Genomic DNA, 19608 nt, shown 5'->3' with positions numbered 1-19608 from the left:
ACGACATGACCGACCGACCGACTGTCCTCGTCACTGGGGGCGCGGGCTATATTGGCTCGCATGCCTGCCGCGCATTGACCGCCGCCGGCTACCAGCCCGTCGTTTATGACAATCTTTCGACAGGTCATCGCAGCTTCGTTGCCGGCCCGCTGGTGACGGGCGATCTGCTCGACGGCACGGCGCTGGCACGCGCCTTCGCCGACCATGAGATCACGGCGGTGATGCATTTCGCCGCGGCGAGCCTGGTCGGCGAGTCCATGACCGATCCGCAGAAATACTACATCAACAACGTGCAGGGCACGCTGTCGCTGTTGCAGGCGATGCGCAACGCAAACTGTCAGCGCATCGTGTTCTCCTCGACCGGCGCCGTCTACGGCAACGCCGATTCCAAGGAACTGCCGGAAGACTTTCCCTGCATGCCGATCAATCCCTACGGCGCATCGAAGTTGATGATCGAGCGGATGCTCGCCGATTACCGCTCGGCCTACGGTTTCGGCGCGTTCTGCCTGCGCTATTTCAACGCCAGCGGCGCCGATCCGGCGGGCGGCATCGGCGAGCTGCGCGACAATGAAACCCACCTCATTCCCCGCGCCATGATGGCGCTGCAGGGCCATGTCGAATTCGCCGTGTTCGGCGAAGACTACGACACGCCCGACGGAACCGCGATCCGCGACTATATCCACGTCACCGACCTCGCCGCGGCGCATGTCGCTGCCCTGAAGCTCCTGGAAGGCGGGCATGCCGGCGGCAGCTTCAATCTCGGCACCGGCTCCGGCTTTTCCGTGCGCCAGATCCTGAACGCGATCAGGCAGGAGACCGGCCGCGAGGTGCCGCACACCGTCAAGCCGCGCCGCGCCGGCGATCCGACTTATCTGGTCGCGGATCCTTCCGCGGCGAGAAAGGTGCTGAACTTCGTACCTGGCCATTCCGACTTGGCTACGGTCATCCGCACCGCCTGGGCCTGGCACCAGAAGGCGCATCCGTTCAGGCAGCGTTAGCCGACCGGGGCGCCCGCGTCTTGCTCCAGCGGCAGCGGACTGCACCCGCGGCCGTCAGACGACAGCGCGTTTCAGCCGTAACGCCGCAGCTTCCGTGGCGGCAACGTCCGGCTCCGGCTGGAGCGGCGGGGCGATCGGCAGGACCATCGGCCGCAGCAGCTCGGCCATCTGCCTGGCCGGCAGCGGCTTCGAGATCAGGAAGCCCTGCATCTCGTCGCAGCCATGGGTGCGCAGGAATGCCTCCTGCTCGGCGTTCTCGACGCCTTCGGCGACGACGGTCATGCCGAGCGCCTTGCCCATGCTGATGATGGCCTGTGCGATCGCCTGGTCCTCGGAATCCTGCGGCAGGTCGCGCACGAAGGAGCGGTCGATCTTGATGGTGTCGATCGGGAAGTGCTTCATCAGCGACATCGACGAATAGCCGGTGCCGAAATCGTCGATGGCGAGGCGGATGCCGCGGCTCTGGATGGCATCGAGCACCTTGAGCGCGCGGCCGACGTTGCGCATCATCATGCTCTCGGTAACTTCGAGCTGGAGCAGCACCGGCGACATGCCGCTGGCCGCCAGTGCCTCGTCGACGTCCTGCAACAGATGCTCGTCGGCGAACTGCCGCGGCGACAAATTGACCGCCATCGACAACGGCAAGAGGCCGCGGCGTTGCCACGCCATGGCCTGCGCGCAGGCTTCCCTCAGCACCCAGCGGCCGATCGGCACGATCAGGCCGGTCTCCTCCGCGAGCGGGATGAACTGAGCCGGCGAGATGTTGCCGAGATCGGGATGCGCCCAGCGCAGCAGGGCTTCCACGCCGGTGATCTGGCCGGTCGCCATGTCGACCTTGGGCTGGTAGTTCAGCGAGAACTGCTCGCGCTCCAGCGCGCGGCGCAGCGCGCTCTCCAGCGACAGCCGCTCGATCGACTGCGTCGTCACTTCCTTGGAGAAGAAGCGGTAGCCGTTCTTGCCGTCCTCCTTGGCCAGGTACATCGCCATGTCGGCGTTCTTGGTCAAGGTCTGCGCGTCGGAGCCGTTGGCCGGATACATCGCGATACCGATCGAGGCCGTGGTGTGGCACTCGTGTCCGGCCAGCTCCATGGGCTCGGCGAGTGCCGCGAGCAGCCCGGTCGCGATGCGCTGGACGTCGCCGATCTCGCCGCACCGGTCGAGGATCACCACGAACTCGTCACCGCCGAGGCGCGCCACCACGTCGCTTGCCCGAAGCGCGTCGCGCAAGCGGTTGGCGACTTCGAGCAGGAGCAGGTCGCCGGCCTCATGGCCGAGCGAATCGTTGATGACCTTGAAGCGGTCGAGGTCGATGAACAGCACCGCGAAGCGGTGATCATGGCGTTCCGCCGTATCGATCGCCTCCCGCAGGAGTCCGTTGAAGGTCTCGCGGTTGGGAAGGTCGGTCAGGCTGTCGTGCGAGGCAAGGTACTCGATCCGCTCGTCCGCCTCGTTCTTGGCATCGGCGCGATCGAAATTCTCCATCGCAAAGGACACGTTGTCGGCCAGACGCTGCAACAGCTCGACGAACTCGGTCGTGAAGGTGCCGGGCTCGGTCGACATGTAGATCATGACGCCGACGGGCTGGTCGTGCGCGATGAGCGGAAATGCCGCGCCCGAGCGCGCCCCGTCGCCACGGACGACAGCATGGAAGGCGCGGACGCGATCGTCGTTGAGATAGTCGTTGCTGATGCAGGGTTGTCGCGTGCGGAACGCCGTACCGCTCATCCCGCGCCCTTCGGGTCGCTCCGGATCGACGGAGAGGCGAACGTTCCGCGTGGTGTCGGCGGACGGGCCCGCGCTCGCCACGATCTCCAACTGGTCGCTGTCGGCCCTGGCCAGCGCGATCGTGGTCGACGTGAACTTCGCGCCGTTCGATGCGGCAAGGCAGACCAGGTCGAACAGCTCGGCGCGCGACTTCGCCCGCATGATCGCCTCGTTGGTCGCGCTCAGGGCCGCGAACATGCGCGTCAGGCGCTCTTTCTGCGCCTCGGTACGGGCCTTTTCCTCGGCACGATCGAAATTGTCGAGGGCGAAGGAGACGTTTTCGGCAAGGCGCCCGAGCAGCTCGACCAGATCGGGCGTGAACGTGTTCGCCTCGGGTGCGAGGAAAAGCAGAATGCCGATCGATTCCTGGCCTGCTTTCAGAAGCGGGAAGCAAGCGGCGGCCCGCGTTCCATCCTCGATCGCCTTCGTCCGCCAGTGGGCCGATCGCGGCTCGTTCAGATAGTCGTTCATGACGCTGGGCCGGCGGGCCCGGAGCGAAGTGCCGATGATCCCCTGGCCTTCGGGATGGTCGACGGAAATGCTGCAGGTTCGTCCGACCATTTGCTGCTGCAGCCGCCCCTTCACCGCGACGACGCGAACCAGCTCTTGTTCCTTGTCGATGATACCGATCGTGGCCGACGCGAACACGTCACCGAGGACGGCCGCCTGGCACGCCGCCTCGAACAGGTCTTCGCGCGTCTTGGCGCGCATGATCGCTTCGTTGGTTGCGCTCAGCGCTTCGAACATTCCGCTCAGGCGGTTGCGCAGCTTGTCTGCCCGTGCCTTCTCCTCGGCACGGTCGAAGCCCTCCAGTGCGAAGGCGACATTGGCCTGCAGCTTGCGCAACAACTCGACGAATTCGGGTGTGAACGTGCCGCGCTCCGGAGAGTTGAACAGGAACACGCCCTCGACCTGATCGCCGTTGAACAGCGGCAAGGCCGCGGAGGACGCGATCCCGTTGCGGCGCGCGCTGGCGTGCCACGGCGCGATACGTTCATCGGCGAGCACGTCGTTGCTGACGGCCGGCCGGCGTGTGCGGAACGCCGTACCCGTCAGTCCGCGCCCCTCCGGCACATCCTCGGAGATCGAGAACTTGAAGTTGCGAATCTGGTCCGCGTTCGGCCCGTAACAGGCGACGACACGCAGCAGCTTGGCGTCACGGTCGACCATGGCGATGTTGGCCGACGTGAACTTGGCGCCCTTTGCCGTCGCCTCGCAGACGAGATCGAACAGTTCGGCGCGCGACCGCGCCCGCAGGATCGCCTCGTTGGTCGCGCTGAGTGCGGCATACATGCGCGCCAGCCGCTCCTCCTCGGCCGCGATTTGGACCTTCTCGGACTCTCGACCGAAATTGTCGAGGGCAAAGCATACGTTTTCGGTGATCCGGAACATCAGGGCGACGACTTCTTCGTCCCTGGCCCACGAGCTGCTGACGAAGGACAGCATGACGCCGATGCTTTGCCCATGCTTGATCAGGGGAGCAGCGACACAGGCGACGACGCCAGTGCTGACGTTGGCTTGCTCCCAGGGCGTGCCCTTGGTGCGGCGGGGCAGATCGTCCTCCAGGCATGGCTTTTGCGAGCGAAACACCTCACCTGAGATGCCGCGGCCATGGGGATTATCCGGATCGACGGAGTACCGGGCCTGAGCGACCAGCTCCAGATTCTTGCCCGTGCCGGCGACAGGTTTCAGCCAATCGGAATCCTTTTCCTTCAGCAAGATGAAGGTCGCCAGCGATTTCCCTCCGTGGACGGAGGCATCGCACACGAGCTGATACAGCTCCTGCTCGGTCTTGGCACGCAGGATGGCCTCGTTGGTAGCGCTGATCGCGCCGTACATGCGGTTGAGCCGCCGCGCCGTTCGCTCGCTGGTCTGCCGCGCGGTCTCACGCGCGAAATTGTCCAGCGCATAGGAAATGTTGGCCGACATGCGCTCGAACAGCGACACCATCTGGTCGCTGAGCGAATTCGGGTCGCTGCGGGTCACCAACAGCACGCCGACACATCTGCCGTCGCAGAGCAGTGGCAGCGCAGCGGCCGCGCCTATGCCAGCCGCAGCCGCCCCCTCGCGCCACGCCAGCGAGCGCGGATCGTTCAGATAATCGTTGCTGATACACAGCTTCTGATCGCGAAACGCCTCGCCCCCGACGCCCGAGCCTTCAGGCGTGCCGGCTTCCGTCGTGATCAGGATGGAGCGCAGTCGCGGAATGTCGTCGCCGCAGCCGGCCGCAAAACGAAGCCGTCCGCCATCCTGTCCCGCCAGGAACACGGTAACGGCCAAGAAATCCCCACTCGAAAACCCGGCGTCGCAGACCTTCTGGTACAGCTCATCCGGCGATTTCGCGTAGAGGATCGCTTCGTTAATGGCGCTCAACGCCGCAAAGGTGCGCGCGAGTGTCGTCGACACGATCTCAACTCCCGGGCATTTCTGCCTATTTGTCCCGGGTGACTTTATGAGGGCCATCGCCTAAGTGGTCGTTATTGCGCGCTGCAAACAATCGATCAAAGTGAACGAGCTGCGAACGACCCGGGCAAAATCATCGAAAATACCGCCGCACGGGACGGATCCTCAGCGAGAGGCGCGACCTCTTTACGAATTTGCAGCCCTGTATTGGTTTACGAGAGATTGATATCGCAGCTGCGCTTTGAGACGATGGCCTCCAACAATCAGTGCCCGCCAAGGGCAAGGACCCCGGGGAACGCCATGCCGATCGTCACGGCCGATCGCCTCACGCGCGTCGGCGCCGCGCTGCTCCGCGCCGCCGGAGCTTCCGAGGAAGAAGCCGACGCCGTCGCGGTCGGCTGCGTCAACGCCAATCTGGCCGGCCATGATTCCCACGGCGTGATCGCCGTTCCCACCTATATCGACCGCATCAAGGCCGGCCACATCGTTCCCGGCGCCAAATGGACCGTCGTCCAGGAATCGCCGACCACGACCGTGATCGACGGCCATTGGGGCTTTGGTTTCCACGTCAACGCCAAGGCGATGGCGCTGACGATCGAGAAGGCCAGGACGGCGAATGTCGCGGCCTGCACCGTGTTCCGGCAAAGCCACGTCGGCCGCCTCGCCGCCTACCCCTTGATGGCGATGCGAGCAGGCATGATCGGGATTGCCACGGCGGATTCCGGGCGCTCGCCGAAGCACGTGGCGCCGTTCGGCGGCAAGGAGGCACGGCTCGGCACCAACCCGATCTCGATCGCGGTGCCCTCCGATCTCGACGCGCCGTTCTATCTGGATATGGCGACTTCGGCGGTGGCGGCCGGCAAGATCCAGCTCGCGGTCGCGCGCGGCGAGGAGATTCCGGCGGGCTGGATCATCGATGCCGACGGACGGCACACCACCGACCCGACGCAATACCGCAAGGGCGGCGCGCTGCTGCCGCTCGGCGGCACCGAGGGCTACAAGGGCAGCGGTCTTGCCGCCATGGTCGAGGTGCTCTGCGGCCTGCTCACCGGTCTCGGCTTCGGCGTCGAACCGACGGGCCGTCACAACGACGGATGCTTCATGGCCGTGTTCAACGTCGCCGCCTTCCGGCCGCTGCAGGAGTTCAAGCGCGAGGTCGCGGAGTTCGCGCGTTATCTGAAATCGACGCCGCCGTCCGAAGGCAGCAAGGGCGTGTTCTATCCCGGCGAGATCGAAGGCCTGCGCGAGCAGCAGCGCCTGCGCGACGGCATCGAGATCGAGGATGCCACCTGGGAGAAGCTGCGCTCCCTGGCGCGCGAGTACAGGCTCGACACCGTCCTCGATCTGACCTGACGGCATCAGGAGAACAGCAGCATGACGAGACAGATGGTCCTGGTCGGCTTCCTCCAGGCGCAGAACTGCACCAATCTGCCGAGCTCCTGGCGGCATCCGGACTCGCGCGACGATTCGATGTCGGCGGACTATTATCAGGAGATCGCCAGAATTCTCGAAGCCGGCAAGTTCCACATGGCCTTCTTCGACGATCGCCTGGCGATGCCGGATCGCTACGGCAACGACCACGCCCATACCGTCGAATACGGCATCCGCTGCGTGAAGATGGATCCGCTGATCGTGCTGACCACGATGGGCATGGTCACCGACAAGCTCGGGCTTGGCGCGACCTGCTCGACCACTTATTACGAACCGTTCGACGTCGCTCGCCGCTTCGCGACGCTCGATCTGATGTCGGGGGGGCGCGCGGGCTGGAACGTCGTCACCTCGCTCAATGACGGTGAAGCGCTCAACATGGGGCGCGACTCCCATCCCGAGCATGATTCCCGCTACGACAAGGCCGACGAGTTCATGGAGGTCGTGCTCGGTCATTGGGACACCTGGGAGGACGGCGCCCTCATCATGGACAAGCACAGCGGCCGCTTTGCCGATCCCGCCAAGGTGAAGCGGCTCGATCACAAGGGGGCCGCGTTCAAGTCGCGTGGGCCGTTCACCGTGCCGCGTTCGCAGCAAGGCCATCCCGTGATCATCCAGGCCGGGGCATCGGGCCGAGGCCAGCGCTTTGCCGGGCGATGGGGCGAGGTGATCTTCACCGCCGCGCGCAACCTTCAGGCCGCCAAGGACGGCTACGCATCCGTGCGCAACGAGGCCGCCAAGGCCGGTCGCGATCCCGATGAGATGTTCCTCTGCAATTTGACGACGCCGGTCTGTGCCGCGACCAAAGCCGAAGCCGAGGACAAGATGGCGCTGATCAACAAGCTGCCGCTGCAGATCGACGCGCTGTCGCTGCTTGCCGAAGCTCTCAATTACGACTTCGCCTCCAAGGATCTCGACGAGCCACTGACGACGGACGAGCTGAAGAGCATGCAGGGCATCCTGGGCATCCGCGACGGCGTGCTGAAGAATTCGGGCAAGAGCAATCCGAGCGCGCGCGACTTCGTCACCTTCTCCGGCCGCGGCCAGGTCCAGGACGCCATGGTCGGCGGTCCCAAGGAGATCGCGGACAAGCTCGAGGAGATGTTCGTCGAGCGCGGCTGCGACGGCTTTGTCGTCGCCGCGACCTACGTGCCCGGCTCCTACGCCGATTTCGTCCAGCATATCGTGCCGGAGCTGCAGCGCCGCGGACTGTTACAGAAGGACTATCGCGGCAAGACATTGCGGGAAAACCTTGGGCTCGAGCGACCGGCGGCCGGCGCCTGGAAAGTGCGGCCGCGCGATGCCGCGGAATGATGGCGGGTACATCACATGCGCTGGTTGAAGTTCACGGAGACAGGCAAGTCCTCGTGGGGGATTATCGAGGGCGACAAGGTCATCGCGGTCGACGGCGATCCTTTCGGCGAATGGCAACGCAGCTCACGCAGGCATCCGCTTGGCGACGTCAGGATCGAGCTGCCGCTGATACCGCGCACCTTCTACTGTGTCGGCCTGAACTATCTGAAGCACCTGAAGGAGGCCGCTGACAAGCGCGGCGAAGTGCCGGCCGTGCCCGATAGGCCCGAGATCGGCTATCGCGCCCAGAACGCGCTGATCGCGCATGACGAGGACGTGGTGATCCCGTCCTTTGCGACGGAGAAGATCCACTATGAGGGAGAGCTCGTCGTCGTCATCGGCAAGAAGGTGAAGCACCTCACCGAAGAGAACGCGATGGATTGCGTGTTCGGCTACACCATCGGCAACGACGTCAGTGAGCGCAGCTGGCAAAAGGCCGATCGCAGCCTGTGGCGCTCGAAGAACGCCGACACGTTCAAGCCGATGGGGCCGTGGATCGAGACCGAGGCCGATCTCGAAAAGATGGAAACGATCGTCGGGGTCAACGGCCAGGAGACCAACCGCTTCGCCACCGCCGACATGATCTTCGGCGTGGTGCCGTTCCTTGTCGAGCTCACGAAGTATTTTACGCTGTGGCCCGGCGACGTGATCTGGATGGGCACGGACGGTGCCTCACCTGACATCAAGCATGGCGACGTCGTGGAGATCGAGATCACGGGGGTCGGGACGTTGCGGAACAGGTTTGTGCGGGAGGGGCGGTAAGCAACGGTGCCGTAGGGTGGGCAAAGCGAAGCGTGCCCACCGCGTTTGCAATTGAAAGATGGTGGGCACGGCGCTGTGCGCCTTTGCCCACCCTACGGCATCTCTCTCATCTCAAAACGGTAGCGCCACGCTCGACTTGATCTCCTTCAATACCACGTTGCTGCGGACGTAGCGGATGCCGGGGATGCGGAACATGAACTCGTCGAGGAATCTGTTGTAGGCCGCCATGTCCTGCACGACGACGCGCAAATGATAATCGGCATCGCCCGTGGTCGCAAAGCACTCCAGCACCTCGCGCCGCTTGGTCACCTGCGTGACGAATTCGTCGACGAACTTGGCGTCGTGCCGCTCCAGCGAGACGTGAAGGATGGCCGACATCGCAAAGCCCGCCTGCTCGCGCGCGATGAGCGCCGCATAGCCCTGGATGATGCCGGCTTCCTCCAGCGCGCGCACCCTGCGCCAGCAGGCCGAAGTGGACATGCCGACCTCGTCCGCCAGTTGCTGGTTGGTGGCACGGCCATCCTTCTGGAGATGAGCGAGAATCCGCACGTCCTGGTCTTCAATCATGGAATCTCCGGGTTTGATAAGAAGCTACCAAAATCGACAACGATATGCAAAATTCTACCGATATCGTGTTCGACATCGGTTGATTAGGTAAGACCTACCAGCGGCCCGGGCATACCCTTGCGTCATTCGGCAGGATGCCGCGGGAGGTCCGCCATGGACGCCGTTCCGTCACTCGACACGTACGAACTCTCCGACCGCTACGATCGCGAGGAGGGCCGCGTCTTCCTCACGGGAACGCAGGCCATCGTCCGCATCGCGCTGGATCAGGTCAGACGCGACCGGGCCCATGGCCTCAACACCGCCGGTTTCATCTCGGGTTATCGCGGCTCGCCGCTCGGCGGCATCGACCTCGAGCTCTGGCGCATCCAGGAGCGGCTGACGCGGGACCGGGTCGAATTTCTGCCGGCCGTCAACGAAGACCTCGCCGCGACCGCCGTGCTCGGCTCGCAGCAGGTCGAGACGCAAGGAGATCGCGAGGTCGATGGCGTGTTCGGGCTCTGGTACGGCAAAGGTCCCGGCGTCGATCGTTCCGGCGACGCGCTGAAGCATGGCAATGCCTACGGCTCCTCCCCGCATGGCGGCGTGCTGGTGGTCGCAGGCGACGACCACGGCTGCGTCTCCTCCTCGATGCCGCATCAGTCCGACGTGGCCTTCATGAGCTGGTTCATGCCGACGCTGCATCCCGCGAGCGTCAGCGAGTATCTCAAGTTCGGCGAATATGGCTATGCGCTGAGCCGCTTCTCCGGCATGTGGGTCGGCTTCAAGGCGATCTCGGAGATCGTCGAGTCCGGCGCCTCCGTCGCACTGCGTCCGCCGCGCGTCTTCCGCACACCGGACTTCACGCCGCCGCCGGGAGGTCTGCACTACCGCTGGCCGGATTTGCCGGGCCCACAAATCGAGGAGCGGCTGGAGGCGAAGAAGCACGCGGTCTACGCCTTCGCAAAGGCCAATCCAATCGACCGTCGCATCTACGACGTTCCGGATGCGACCTACGGCATCGTCACCACCGGCAAGGCCCATCTCGATCTGATGGAGGCGTTGCGGCTGATGGGTCTTGACGAAGCCGCCTGCCGCAGCATCGGCATCGATATCTACAAGGTCGGCATGGTCTGGCCGCTGGCGCTGCATGACGCCATGGATTTCGTGAGGGGCAAGCGCGAGATCCTCGTGGTCGAGGAGAAGCGCGGCATCATCGAGAGCCAGTTCAAGGAGTATTTTTACGATTATCCCGGCAGCAAACCCGAACGCATGGTCGGCAAGCACGACGAAACCGGCGCAAGGCTGATGTCCTGGATCGGCGAGCTGTCGCCCCGCGCGCTGGCCGGCGTGCTGGCGCGCCGGCTTGATCCGATGTTTCCGGGCCTCAATCTCGCCGCACGCGCGGCCGCGCTGATGCCGGAGGCCGCACGCACCATCAACGTATCAGGCGCAACGCGCACGCCCTATTTCTGCTCAGGCTGCCCGCACAACACATCGACGAAGGTGCCTGAAGGCTCCAAGGCGCTGGCCGGCATCGGCTGCCACTTCATGGCGAGCTGGATGGACCGCGAGACATCGTCGCTGATCCAGATGGGCGGCGAGGGCGTGAACTGGGCAGCGTCGTCGAAATTCACCGGCCGCAAGCACGTCTTCCAGAATCTCGGCGAAGGCACCTACTACCATTCCGGCTCGATGGCGATCCGGCAGGCGATCGCGGCCAAGGCCAATATCACCTACAAGATCCTGTTCAACGATGCCGTCGCGATGACAGGCGGTCAGCCGGTCGACGGTCCCATCAGCGTGCAGGCCATCGCCCACAGCGTCCGCGCCGAGGGCGTGACGCGCATTGCGCTGGTGTCGGACGATCCCGCACAGTTCTCGCCTGCTGATCTGCCGGCCGGCGTCACCCTTCATCCGCGCGAGGAGATGGATGCCGTGCAGCGCGAGCTGCGCGATATTCCCGGGGTCTCGGTCCTGATCTATCAGCAGACCTGTGCCACGGAGAAGCGGCGCCGGCGTAAGCGTGGGCAGATGGCCGACCCAAAGCGCTTCGCTTATATCAACGATCTCGTCTGCGAGGGCTGCGGCGACTGCTCGGTCGAGTCCAACTGCCTCAGCGTCGAACCGAAGCAGACGCCGTTCGGCCGCAAGCGTCAGATCAATCTCTCAGCCTGCAACAAGGATTTTTCCTGCCTCAACGGCTTCTGCCCGAGCTTCGTCACCGTCGAGGGCGCCACGCGCCGGAAAAAGGGCGCAAGCCAGATCGACGCGATCGGCCGGGCCGCCACACTTCCCCTGCCCGCTCCCGCAACGCTTGAGCGGCCCTGCGACCTGCTGGTGACCGGCGTCGGCGGCACCGGCGTGATCACCGTTGGCGCGCTGATCGGCATGGCCGCGCATCTGGAACATCGCGGCGTCTCGGTGCTCGACTTCACCGGCTTTGCGCAGAAGTTCGGGCCTGTGCTGAGCTACATCCGCCTTGCCTCGAGCCCCGAGACGCTGCATCAGGTCCGTATCGACCAAGGCGCGGCCGATGCGCTGATCGGCTGCGATCTCGTCGTCAGCTCCTCGCCAAAGGCGTCCGGTACCTACCGCCGCGGCACGCGCGCTGCCGTCAACACCGCGGAGATGCCGACCGGCGACGTCGTCCGCTTCCGCGACGCCGATCTCGCCTCCCCCGCCCGCCTGCGCGCGATCGGCCAAGTCATCGGCGAGGGCAATCTCGGCACCATCGATGCCAACGCGCTCGCCGAACGGCTGCTCGGCGATGCCGTCTACGCCAACATCATCATGCTCGGCTTTGCCTGGCAGCGCGGGCTGGTCCCGATCTCGCTTGCCGCGCTGCTGCGCGCGATCGAGCTCAACGGCGTCGCAGTCGAGCGCAACAAGCAGGCCTTTGCCTGGGGCCGGATCGCGGCCGCCGATCCCGACCTCTTGAAGGCGGACGATGCGCCCAAGACCGAAACGCTCGACCAGCTCATCGACCGTCGCGCCGACTTCCTGACCGCCTATCAAGATGCCGCCTATGCCGCACGCTACCGAACGACCATCGCAAAAGTCCGCAATGCCGAAGCTGTCCTGAGCAGCGAGGCTCTGACCGAGGCGGTCGCGTGCGCCCTGTTCAAGCTGATGGCCTACAAGGACGAATACGAGGTGGCACGGCTGCACATGCAGAGCGGATTCCTCGATGAGCTGAAACGCGAATTCGAGGACGGCTTCAGCGTCCAGTATCACCTCGCACCGCCATTCCTGCCGTCGCAGCGCGACGCTCGCGGGCGGCCGCGCAAGCGCGCCTTCGGCCAATGGATCCAGATGCCGCTCGCCATGCTCGCGCGGCTGAAGGGATTGCGCGGAACTCCGTTCGATCCGTTCGGCTACGCCCGGGAACGGCGGACCGAGCGCGAACTGATCACATGGTATGAAGCTCTGATCGAACGGATGCTCGGCGAGCTCGGCACGGCGCGTCTTCCGGATCTCGTCGCGATTGCCAAGGCGCCGATGGAAGTCCGCGGCTATGGCCCGGTCAAGGACGCCGCGATCGGGAAGACGAGGACCGAGGTCGAGCGATTGCTTGGCGAACTCCACACGTCGTCGCCGGCAAAGATGCGCGCCGCCGGTTGACGCGGAGCCGGCGAGGCTTCAGCCTCTATGCTCGGGAGGGCGCTCTGATGGCTGCCCGCCAGGAGAGTGACGCATCATGGATTTCGACCAATTGACCCTGGGCCAGGCCGCAGCCGGCCTCCGCGCCGGGACTGTCACGAGTGCAGCCCTCACGGCGGAGGCTCTTGCCCGCGCCAAGGCCAACGCCGATCTCAATGCCTTCATCACCCTGGACGAGGCCGGCGCCCTGAAGGCCGCCGCGGCATTCGACGCGACGGGCGACAAGGACAAGCCGCTCGGCGGCGTGCCCATCGTGATCAAGGACAACATCGAGGTCGCGGGACTGCCTTGCAGCGCCGGCACGCCTGCCCTCAAGGATTACGTTCCAAAGGCCGATGCGCCGGTCGTGGCAAAGCTGCGCGCGGCGGGCGCGATCATCATCGGCAAGACCAGCATGCACGAGCTGGCCTTTGGCATCTCCGGCTACAACACCGCGTTCAGGACCGGCGCCGAGTTCGGCGTGCGCAACGCCTATGACCGCACCCTGATCGCCGGCGGCTCCTCGTCCGGGACCGGCGCTGCGATCGGCGCGCGGATCGTCGCAGGCGGGCTCGGCACCGACACCGGTGGGTCGGTGCGCGTGCCCGCCGCGCTGAACGGATGCGCCTCGCTGCGCCCGACAGTCGGCCGCTATCCGCAGCAAGGCATCGCTCCCATCTCGCATACCCGCGACACTGCGGGCCCGATGGCTGCGACCATGGCGGACGTCGCGCTGCTCGATCGCGTGATCTCGGGCGGCGATGCGATCACGCCGGCCGGCCTGAGCCAGGTGCGGATCGGCATCGTGAGGACGATGTTGACCAATCTCGATGCCGATACCGAAACCGCCTTTCAGGCCGCCAGCGCGCAGATGAAGACAGCCGGCGTCACGGTCGTTGAGGTCGAGATGCCGCAGCTCGCCGAGCTCAACGGCCAGGTCGGCTTTCCCGTCGCGCTATATGAAGCCTACGACGACATGGTCGAATATCTCGCCCACACCGGCACAGGCCTTACCATCGAAGCGCTGGCGATGGAAATTGCCAGCCCCGACGTGAAGGGCACCTATGATGGCCTGGTGATCCCGCGCAAACTGCCGGGTCCGGACGATACGCTGCTCGATGCCAAGCCGATCTACGACGCGGCGGTCAAGACCGCGCGTCCGGCGCTACAGGCGCTCTACAGCAAGATCTTTGCTGACAACCGGCTCGACGCCATCACCTTCCCGACCACTCCCCGCGTTGCGATCCCCTCCAATCCGGAGTCCAGCACGCTCGAGAATTTCGCTCTGTTCATCCAGAACACCGATCCCGGTAGCAATGCCGGCATTCCCGGAATCCAGATCCCGATCGCGCTCGGCGCCACCAGCAAATTGCCGATCGGACTCGAACTCGACGGCCCCGCCGGCAACGATCGTCGCCTCCTCGCGATCGGCATCGCGCTCGACGACGTATTCGGCCGATTGCCGGCGCCGACGCGCTAGCCGCTGGAGCAGGGCGGAGGTCGAGGCCCCGATGCCGATATTTCGATCGGGGTGGGCGCACCTTCCTTGTCGCCATCGAACAGGATGAGGACACGCCATCCGGTGGACGTCTTGTCCAGCGGCAGGAGTCCCTCCGGCTTTCGCTTCGGATCGAATGGCAGGTCCTTCAGCAACTCGACGGATTCCGATGCGCCGTCCCACGCATAAACGGCGTAAGTCCCGGGTCCGTCCGCACCTGGACCTGCCAGAACGAGAATGCGATCCCCGAAGGATGCGAGATCGCGCACGCCGCGTCCGTCGCCGAGCGGCAGCCTGTACAAGCGATGGTCCGAACTCTTTCCGTCGCCAAACAGGGACGCCACCTCGACCGCCAGGACGACGGCGCACTTGCCGTCCAGCACGGGACCGCGGAATCCCGCGAGCAATGTCCGGTCGTCCTTGATCGCCACTCCCTCGATGGTCAGACCGTTCTTCTCCAGCCGAACATCCATGAAGTTGCGAAGGGCGGGCTCGGCGCCGATGACATCTCTCAGTTTCGACGTACGCTCGAGGCCCGACACATTGCCATCTGCACCTGTGGTGCGGAACCGGACGATCTGGCTGCTCGCGGCGATCTTCGCTCGAATCTTATCGGCATGTTTCGTCGGATCTAACTCGTGGTCCTTGTCCCGGGGATGGCCGTGCGAGCCGATGACGTAATAATGCCCGTAATCCCCTTTAGAGAAGGCGACGCCCTCGCCATCGAGCTCGAGCGCTTTGTCGTTGAAACTGTTGTCGATCAATTTGACCGGGCTGCCGGCAAAGAGCTTGCCGTCGGTCAATTCGACGAATTGGGCGTCCTGGAGATTGTCGTCGATGACGAGGCACGATCGCGGAAACCCTGTTGCGGTCGCGCAGGCAATGCCACTGACATCCTTGGACTTGCCGTCGTCCTCGCCGATCAGCCTTTTCTTGACCGGCCACGCATCGTCGGCCGCGGCAATGGAAGGCTGCACGCCCGCCACGACGAGCCCGAGCAGCAACGTCGCAAGCCATCCCGTTCTGGCGAGGGTCATCGCAGCCTCCCTTCAGCGTTTGTCGGCTCAGTCATGTCCAAGCCGCCCGGCTTCACCGCAACATGATGCCGCCGATCCCGGCGAAGCTCTCGCACAATCGATCGTCGATCGGCTTGCCGCCTGCCGATGCGTCAAAACAAGGCCCGAGCTGGGGAAGCGGAGCCGGAAAAAGCCGGCTTGCACGAGACGTCACATCGAACGAAACGTCACATCGAAGAAACAGGATCGGACCGAACCATCTCGGTCCAAAATAAATCAGCATATCTTAGGTTGCATTGTTCCAGATACCCAGCTGATGTCAACTCACTTTCCGGCGGACATGGCGCCGTCGGCGAGAAGTCTCATGAATACGGATTGATCAGCTTTTGCTGCTCGGCGCTGTGCTGCGCGAGCAGGTCGATGAAGGTCCTGACCTTCGCCGACAAATGATGACGATGCGGATAGACCGCGTTCATGGACAGCTCGATCGTCCGAAGTTCCGGCAAGAGGCGCACGAGGCGGCCGGCTTCGAGGTCGTCCTGAATGAGAAATCCCGCCATCAGACAGATTGCGGCCCCGTCCAGTGCGACCTTGCGCAGCGCTTCCCCGCTATTGGTGACGAAACTGCCCGAGATGCGTACGGAGGCCGGTGCGCCTTTGCGATCGAGGAAACGCCATTCATCGCCGAACGGATAGTTCAAGTGCCGGCCACAATTGTGCGCGGCAAGCTCGTCGAGCTTCTGCACCCGGCCGTACTTCTCGAGATAATCGTGCGAGCAGCACAGGACGTGACGCCAGGTGGCGAGGCTGCGGACGATCAGGCTCGAATCCGGCGGCGAGGTCATGCGCAGGGCGACATCGTAGCCTTCCTCGATGAGATCGACGTCGGCCTCGCCCATGCGCAGATCGACCTTGAGCTCCGAATAGGTCGACAGCAGCTTTGCCACCACAGGCGCGACGAACTGCACCATATGCGTGGCGACGTGGATGCGCAGCGTGCCGCGGGGCACCGACTGCAATTCGCTGGCGATATCGTCGGCCTGTTCGAGATCGGCGAGGACCTGGGTCGAGCGGTCGTAATAGGCCTTGCCGATTTCGGTGAGGCTCACCTTCCGCGTGGTGCGGTTGAGCAGGCGCACACCGAGCCGATCCTCCAGCGCCTGCACGTGATTGCTCACCATGGTCGTCGACATGTTGAGCCGGCGCGCGGCGGCGGAAAAGCCGCCGTTTTCGACGACGTGGACGAAGGCAGTGAGGCTGGTAAAGCGATCCATGGCTCTGATTATCCACTCTTGCTGGATAATGCTTCAACTTATTCCAAGATTATCACAAGGACCGCGACAGCACATCTTACCGGTACCCAACAAGGCACCTTCAGTGCGGGCCGTCTGGGATTTCCGAGGATGCCATGTCGAACGCTACTTATGTCACTGAAACAAAAAGAAAAATCAGCCTGCGCCCGTCCCGGCAGGCAATCGGGCGTGCAGCAATCGGGCTGGCGCTGGCCATCGGCGTCGCGATGGCCGCCGACTATGGCTACGACTATTTGAAAACGGGTCGCTACCTCGAGACAACCGACGACGCCTATGTGAAGGCCGACTCCACGATCATCGCGCCAAAAGTCTCCGGCTACATCGCCAAGGTGCTGGTCAGTGACAACGAAAAGGTGAAAGCGGGCCAGGCGCTGGCAAAGATCGACGATCGCGACTTCAGGGCGGCGCTCGACCAGGCCAAAGCCGACGTGGCCGCCGGCGAGGCCTCGGTGCGCAACATCGATGCCCAGATCGAACTGCAACAGCCGATCATCGAGCAGAGCACGGCTGATGTCACCGCAGCCGACGCCAACCTGAAATTCGCCCAGGAAGAGCGCGCCCGCTACGACGACCTCATGAAGACCGGCTCCGGCACCATCCAGCGCGCGCAGCAGACCGACGCAGCGCTGCGCGCAAGCAGCGCGCAATTGCAGCACGCGAAATTTGGCCTGCTGGCCGCGCAGCGCAAGATCGACGTGCTCACCACCCAGCGTGCCCAGGCCGCGGCCCAGCTCGAACGGGCCCGCGCGGTCGCGCAGCAGGCGGCGCTGAACCTGTCCTATACCGAAATCACCGCGCCGGTCGAGGGCACCGTCGGCGCCCGGAGCTTGCGGGTCGGCCAATACGTCCAGGCCGGCACGCAATTGATGGCGGTGGTGCCGCTCGATGCGGTCTATGTCGTCGCCAACTTCAAGGAGACCCAGCTCACACATATGCGCCCGGGTCAGCCGGTCGAGTTGCACGTCGACAGCTTTCACAATCGAACCCTGCACGGCCACGTCGACAGCCTGTCGCCGGCGAGCGGGCTCGAATTCGCGCTGCTGCCGCCCGACAATGCCACCGGCAATTTCACCAAGATCGTGCAGCGGGTCCCGGTGAAGATCGTGCTCGACGACCACAGCCTCACCGGCCTGCTGCGCCCCGGCATGTCCGCGGTGCCGACGGTCGACACCAAGCAGACGGTGCTGGCCGGGCGCGAGACGGCGAAGCGGCTGGCGGACAACACGTCCCGCCCCAACGGCGGCTGAAGCCATGAGCACGCTCCAACCCACTGTAAACGCCGCCGCGCGTGTCCCAGCTCCCACTGCGCCCGCCGCTCCGGCGGTATCCGCAAAAACCTGGGTCGCGGTGATCGGTGCGACGCTCGGCGCCTTCATGGCTGTGCTGAACATCCAGATCGTCAACGCTTCGCTCGCCGACATCCAGGGCGCGATCGGCGCCGGAATCGATGACGGCGGCTGGATCTCGACCTCCTATCTGATCGCGGAAATCGTGGTGATCCCGCTCTCGGGCTGGCTGGCGCAGGTGTTCTCGATCCGGATTTATCTTCTGACCAACGCGGTCCTGTTCCTGGTTCTCTCGGCGGCCTGCGCGCTTGCACAGGATCTGTCGCAGATGATCGTACTGCGCGCCGTGCAGGGATTTACCGGCGGCGTGCTGATTCCGATGGCGTTCACGCTGATCATCACGCTGCTGCCGCGCGCAAAACAGCCGGTCGGCCTCGCGCTGTTCGCACTGTCGGCGACGTTCGCGCCCGCGATCGGCCCGACCATCGGCGGCTATCTCACCGAGAATTTCGGCTGGGAATACATCTTCTACGTCAACCTCATCCCCGGCGCGGTGATGGTCGGCATGCTCTGGTACGCGCTCGACGCCAAGCCGATGAAGCTGGCGCTGCTGCGCGAGGGCGACTGGGCCGGCATCGTCACCATGGCGATCGGCCTCTCCGCGCTTCAGACCGTGCTGGAGGAAGGCAACAAGGACGACTGGCTCGGTTCGCCCTTCATCGTCAAGCTCAGCGTGATCGCGGCCGTCGCGCTGACCGCGTTCCTGATCATCGAGCTCACGGTGAAGAAGCCGCTGCTCAACCTGCGCCTGCTGGTCCGCCGCAATTTCGGCTTCGGCATGCTCGCCAATTTCCTGCTCGGCATCGCGCTGTACGGCTCGGTCTTCATCCTGCCGCAATATCTGTCGCGCATCCAGGGCTACAATTCCGAGCAGATCGGCATGGTGCTGGCCTGGACCGGATTGCCGCAGCTCCTGCTGATTCCGCTGGTGCCGCGCCTGATGCAAAAATTCGATGCGCGGATCATCATCGGCATCGGTTTCGTGCTGTTCGCGGCTTCCAATTTCATGAACATCCATATGACCAGCGACTACGCCGCCGACCAGCTGCTGTGGCCCAACGTCGTCCGCGCCGTCGGTCAGGCGCTGGTGATGGCGCCGCTGTCGGCGGTCGCGACAGCAGGCATCGAAGCGGAGAACGCGGGCTCGGCCTCCGGCCTGTTCAACATGATGCGCAATCTCGGCGGCGCCGTCGGCATCGCCCTGCTCCAGACCGTGCTGACCAAGCGCGAGCAGTATCACTCCAACGTGCTGATGCAATCGGTCTCGGTGTTCGAGCAGGCCACCCGCACACGGCTGGAACAGCTGACGCAATATTTCGTCAATCACGGCATCCTCGACCGTGCCGACGCGGCGCATCGCGCCTATGTCGCGCTTGGCCATACCGTGCAGAAGCAGGCCTATATCTTGGCCTTCAGCGACACGTTTTATCTGCTCGGCGTGGCGCTGATCGTCGCGCTCGCCGCGGTCCTGTTCCTGAAGAAGCCCGGCCAGACCTCGGCCGGTGGCGCTCACTGACCTCACCCCAGCAAGCAAGGAGAACG

The 19608-nt window shown here is 64.5% G+C and carries 12 protein-coding genes; 8 read left to right on the top strand and 4 right to left on the bottom strand.

The genetic code is table 11. The features are described 5' to 3' along the window. Positions 1-5 precede the first annotated feature (5 nt). Positions 6-998, top strand: a complete 993-nt coding sequence (gene galE / locus CIT39_RS04940; RefSeq protein WP_094973144.1) for a UDP-glucose 4-epimerase GalE — start codon at positions 6-8, stop codon at positions 996-998. Between the two features lie 54 nt (positions 999-1052). Here the strand turns inward: galE and CIT39_RS04935 are convergent, their stop codons facing one another. Next, positions 1053-5168, bottom strand: a complete 4116-nt coding sequence (locus tag CIT39_RS04935) for a bifunctional diguanylate cyclase/phosphodiesterase (RefSeq protein WP_162308348.1) — start codon at positions 5166-5168, stop codon at positions 1053-1055. Positions 5169-5465: 297 nt separating this feature from the next. On the opposite strand from CIT39_RS04935, the gene CIT39_RS04930 reads away from it, so the two are divergent. The 3 genes from CIT39_RS04930 to CIT39_RS04920 are packed head-to-tail and all read left to right on the top strand — an operon-like array spanning position 5466 to position 8708. Next, the gene (locus CIT39_RS04930) at positions 5466-6518 is read left to right on the top strand and encodes an Ldh family oxidoreductase (protein ID WP_094973146.1); all 1053 of its coding nucleotides are present in this window, start codon (positions 5466-5468) and stop codon (positions 6516-6518) included. A gap of 21 nt (positions 6519-6539) precedes the next feature. Continuing rightward, complete coding sequence (locus CIT39_RS04925; protein WP_094973147.1) at positions 6540-7907, top strand: LLM class flavin-dependent oxidoreductase; 1368 nt, start codon at positions 6540-6542, stop codon at positions 7905-7907. Between the two features lie 15 nt (positions 7908-7922). Further along, complete coding sequence (locus CIT39_RS04920; protein WP_094973148.1) at positions 7923-8708, top strand: fumarylacetoacetate hydrolase family protein; 786 nt, start codon at positions 7923-7925, stop codon at positions 8706-8708. A gap of 111 nt (positions 8709-8819) precedes the next feature. Here CIT39_RS04920 and CIT39_RS04915 read toward each other — a convergent pair whose 3' ends face one another. Beyond that, complete coding sequence (locus tag CIT39_RS04915; protein ID WP_094973149.1) at positions 8820-9275, bottom strand: Lrp/AsnC family transcriptional regulator; 456 nt, start codon at positions 9273-9275, stop codon at positions 8820-8822. Between the two features lie 153 nt (positions 9276-9428). On the opposite strand from CIT39_RS04915, the gene CIT39_RS04910 reads away from it, so the two are divergent. Beyond that, positions 9429-12875, top strand: coding sequence for an indolepyruvate ferredoxin oxidoreductase family protein (locus tag CIT39_RS04910; RefSeq protein WP_094973150.1), 3447 nt, complete (start codon positions 9429-9431; stop codon positions 12873-12875). Positions 12876-12951: 76 nt separating this feature from the next. Beyond that, positions 12952-14373, top strand: a complete 1422-nt coding sequence (iaaH, locus tag CIT39_RS04905) for an indoleacetamide hydrolase (RefSeq protein WP_094973151.1) — start codon at positions 12952-12954, stop codon at positions 14371-14373. Here iaaH and CIT39_RS04900 read toward each other — a convergent pair. Continuing rightward, positions 14370-15395, bottom strand: a complete 1026-nt coding sequence (locus CIT39_RS04900; protein ID WP_162308347.1) for a DUF3616 domain-containing protein — start codon at positions 15393-15395, stop codon at positions 14370-14372. The genes iaaH and CIT39_RS04900 overlap by 4 nt on opposite strands. Positions 15396-15769: 374 nt before the next feature. Beyond that, entirely contained in the window at positions 15770-16681 is a 912-nt protein-coding gene (locus CIT39_RS04895) for a LysR family transcriptional regulator (RefSeq protein ID WP_094973153.1), read from the bottom strand. Positions 16682-16815: 134 nt separating this feature from the next. Here CIT39_RS04895 and CIT39_RS04890 point away from each other — a divergent pair, with 134 nt between their 5' ends. Both CIT39_RS04890 and CIT39_RS04885 read left to right on the top strand, forming a co-directional pair. Then, positions 16816-17967: an HlyD family secretion protein gene (locus tag CIT39_RS04890; RefSeq protein ID WP_094973154.1), complete on the top strand. Its 1152-nt coding sequence runs from the start codon at positions 16816-16818 to the stop codon at positions 17965-17967. A gap of 4 nt (positions 17968-17971) precedes the next feature. After that, positions 17972-19582, top strand: a complete 1611-nt coding sequence (locus CIT39_RS04885) for an MDR family MFS transporter (protein WP_094973155.1) — start codon at positions 17972-17974, stop codon at positions 19580-19582. Positions 19583-19608 lie beyond the last annotated feature (26 nt).

Source organism: Bradyrhizobium symbiodeficiens (assembly GCF_002266465.3).
Classification (GTDB): Bacteria; Pseudomonadota; Alphaproteobacteria; order Rhizobiales; family Xanthobacteraceae; genus Bradyrhizobium; species Bradyrhizobium symbiodeficiens.
Note: the sequence above shows the minus strand (reverse complement) of the source record. Positions and strands in the feature narration are given on the sequence as shown.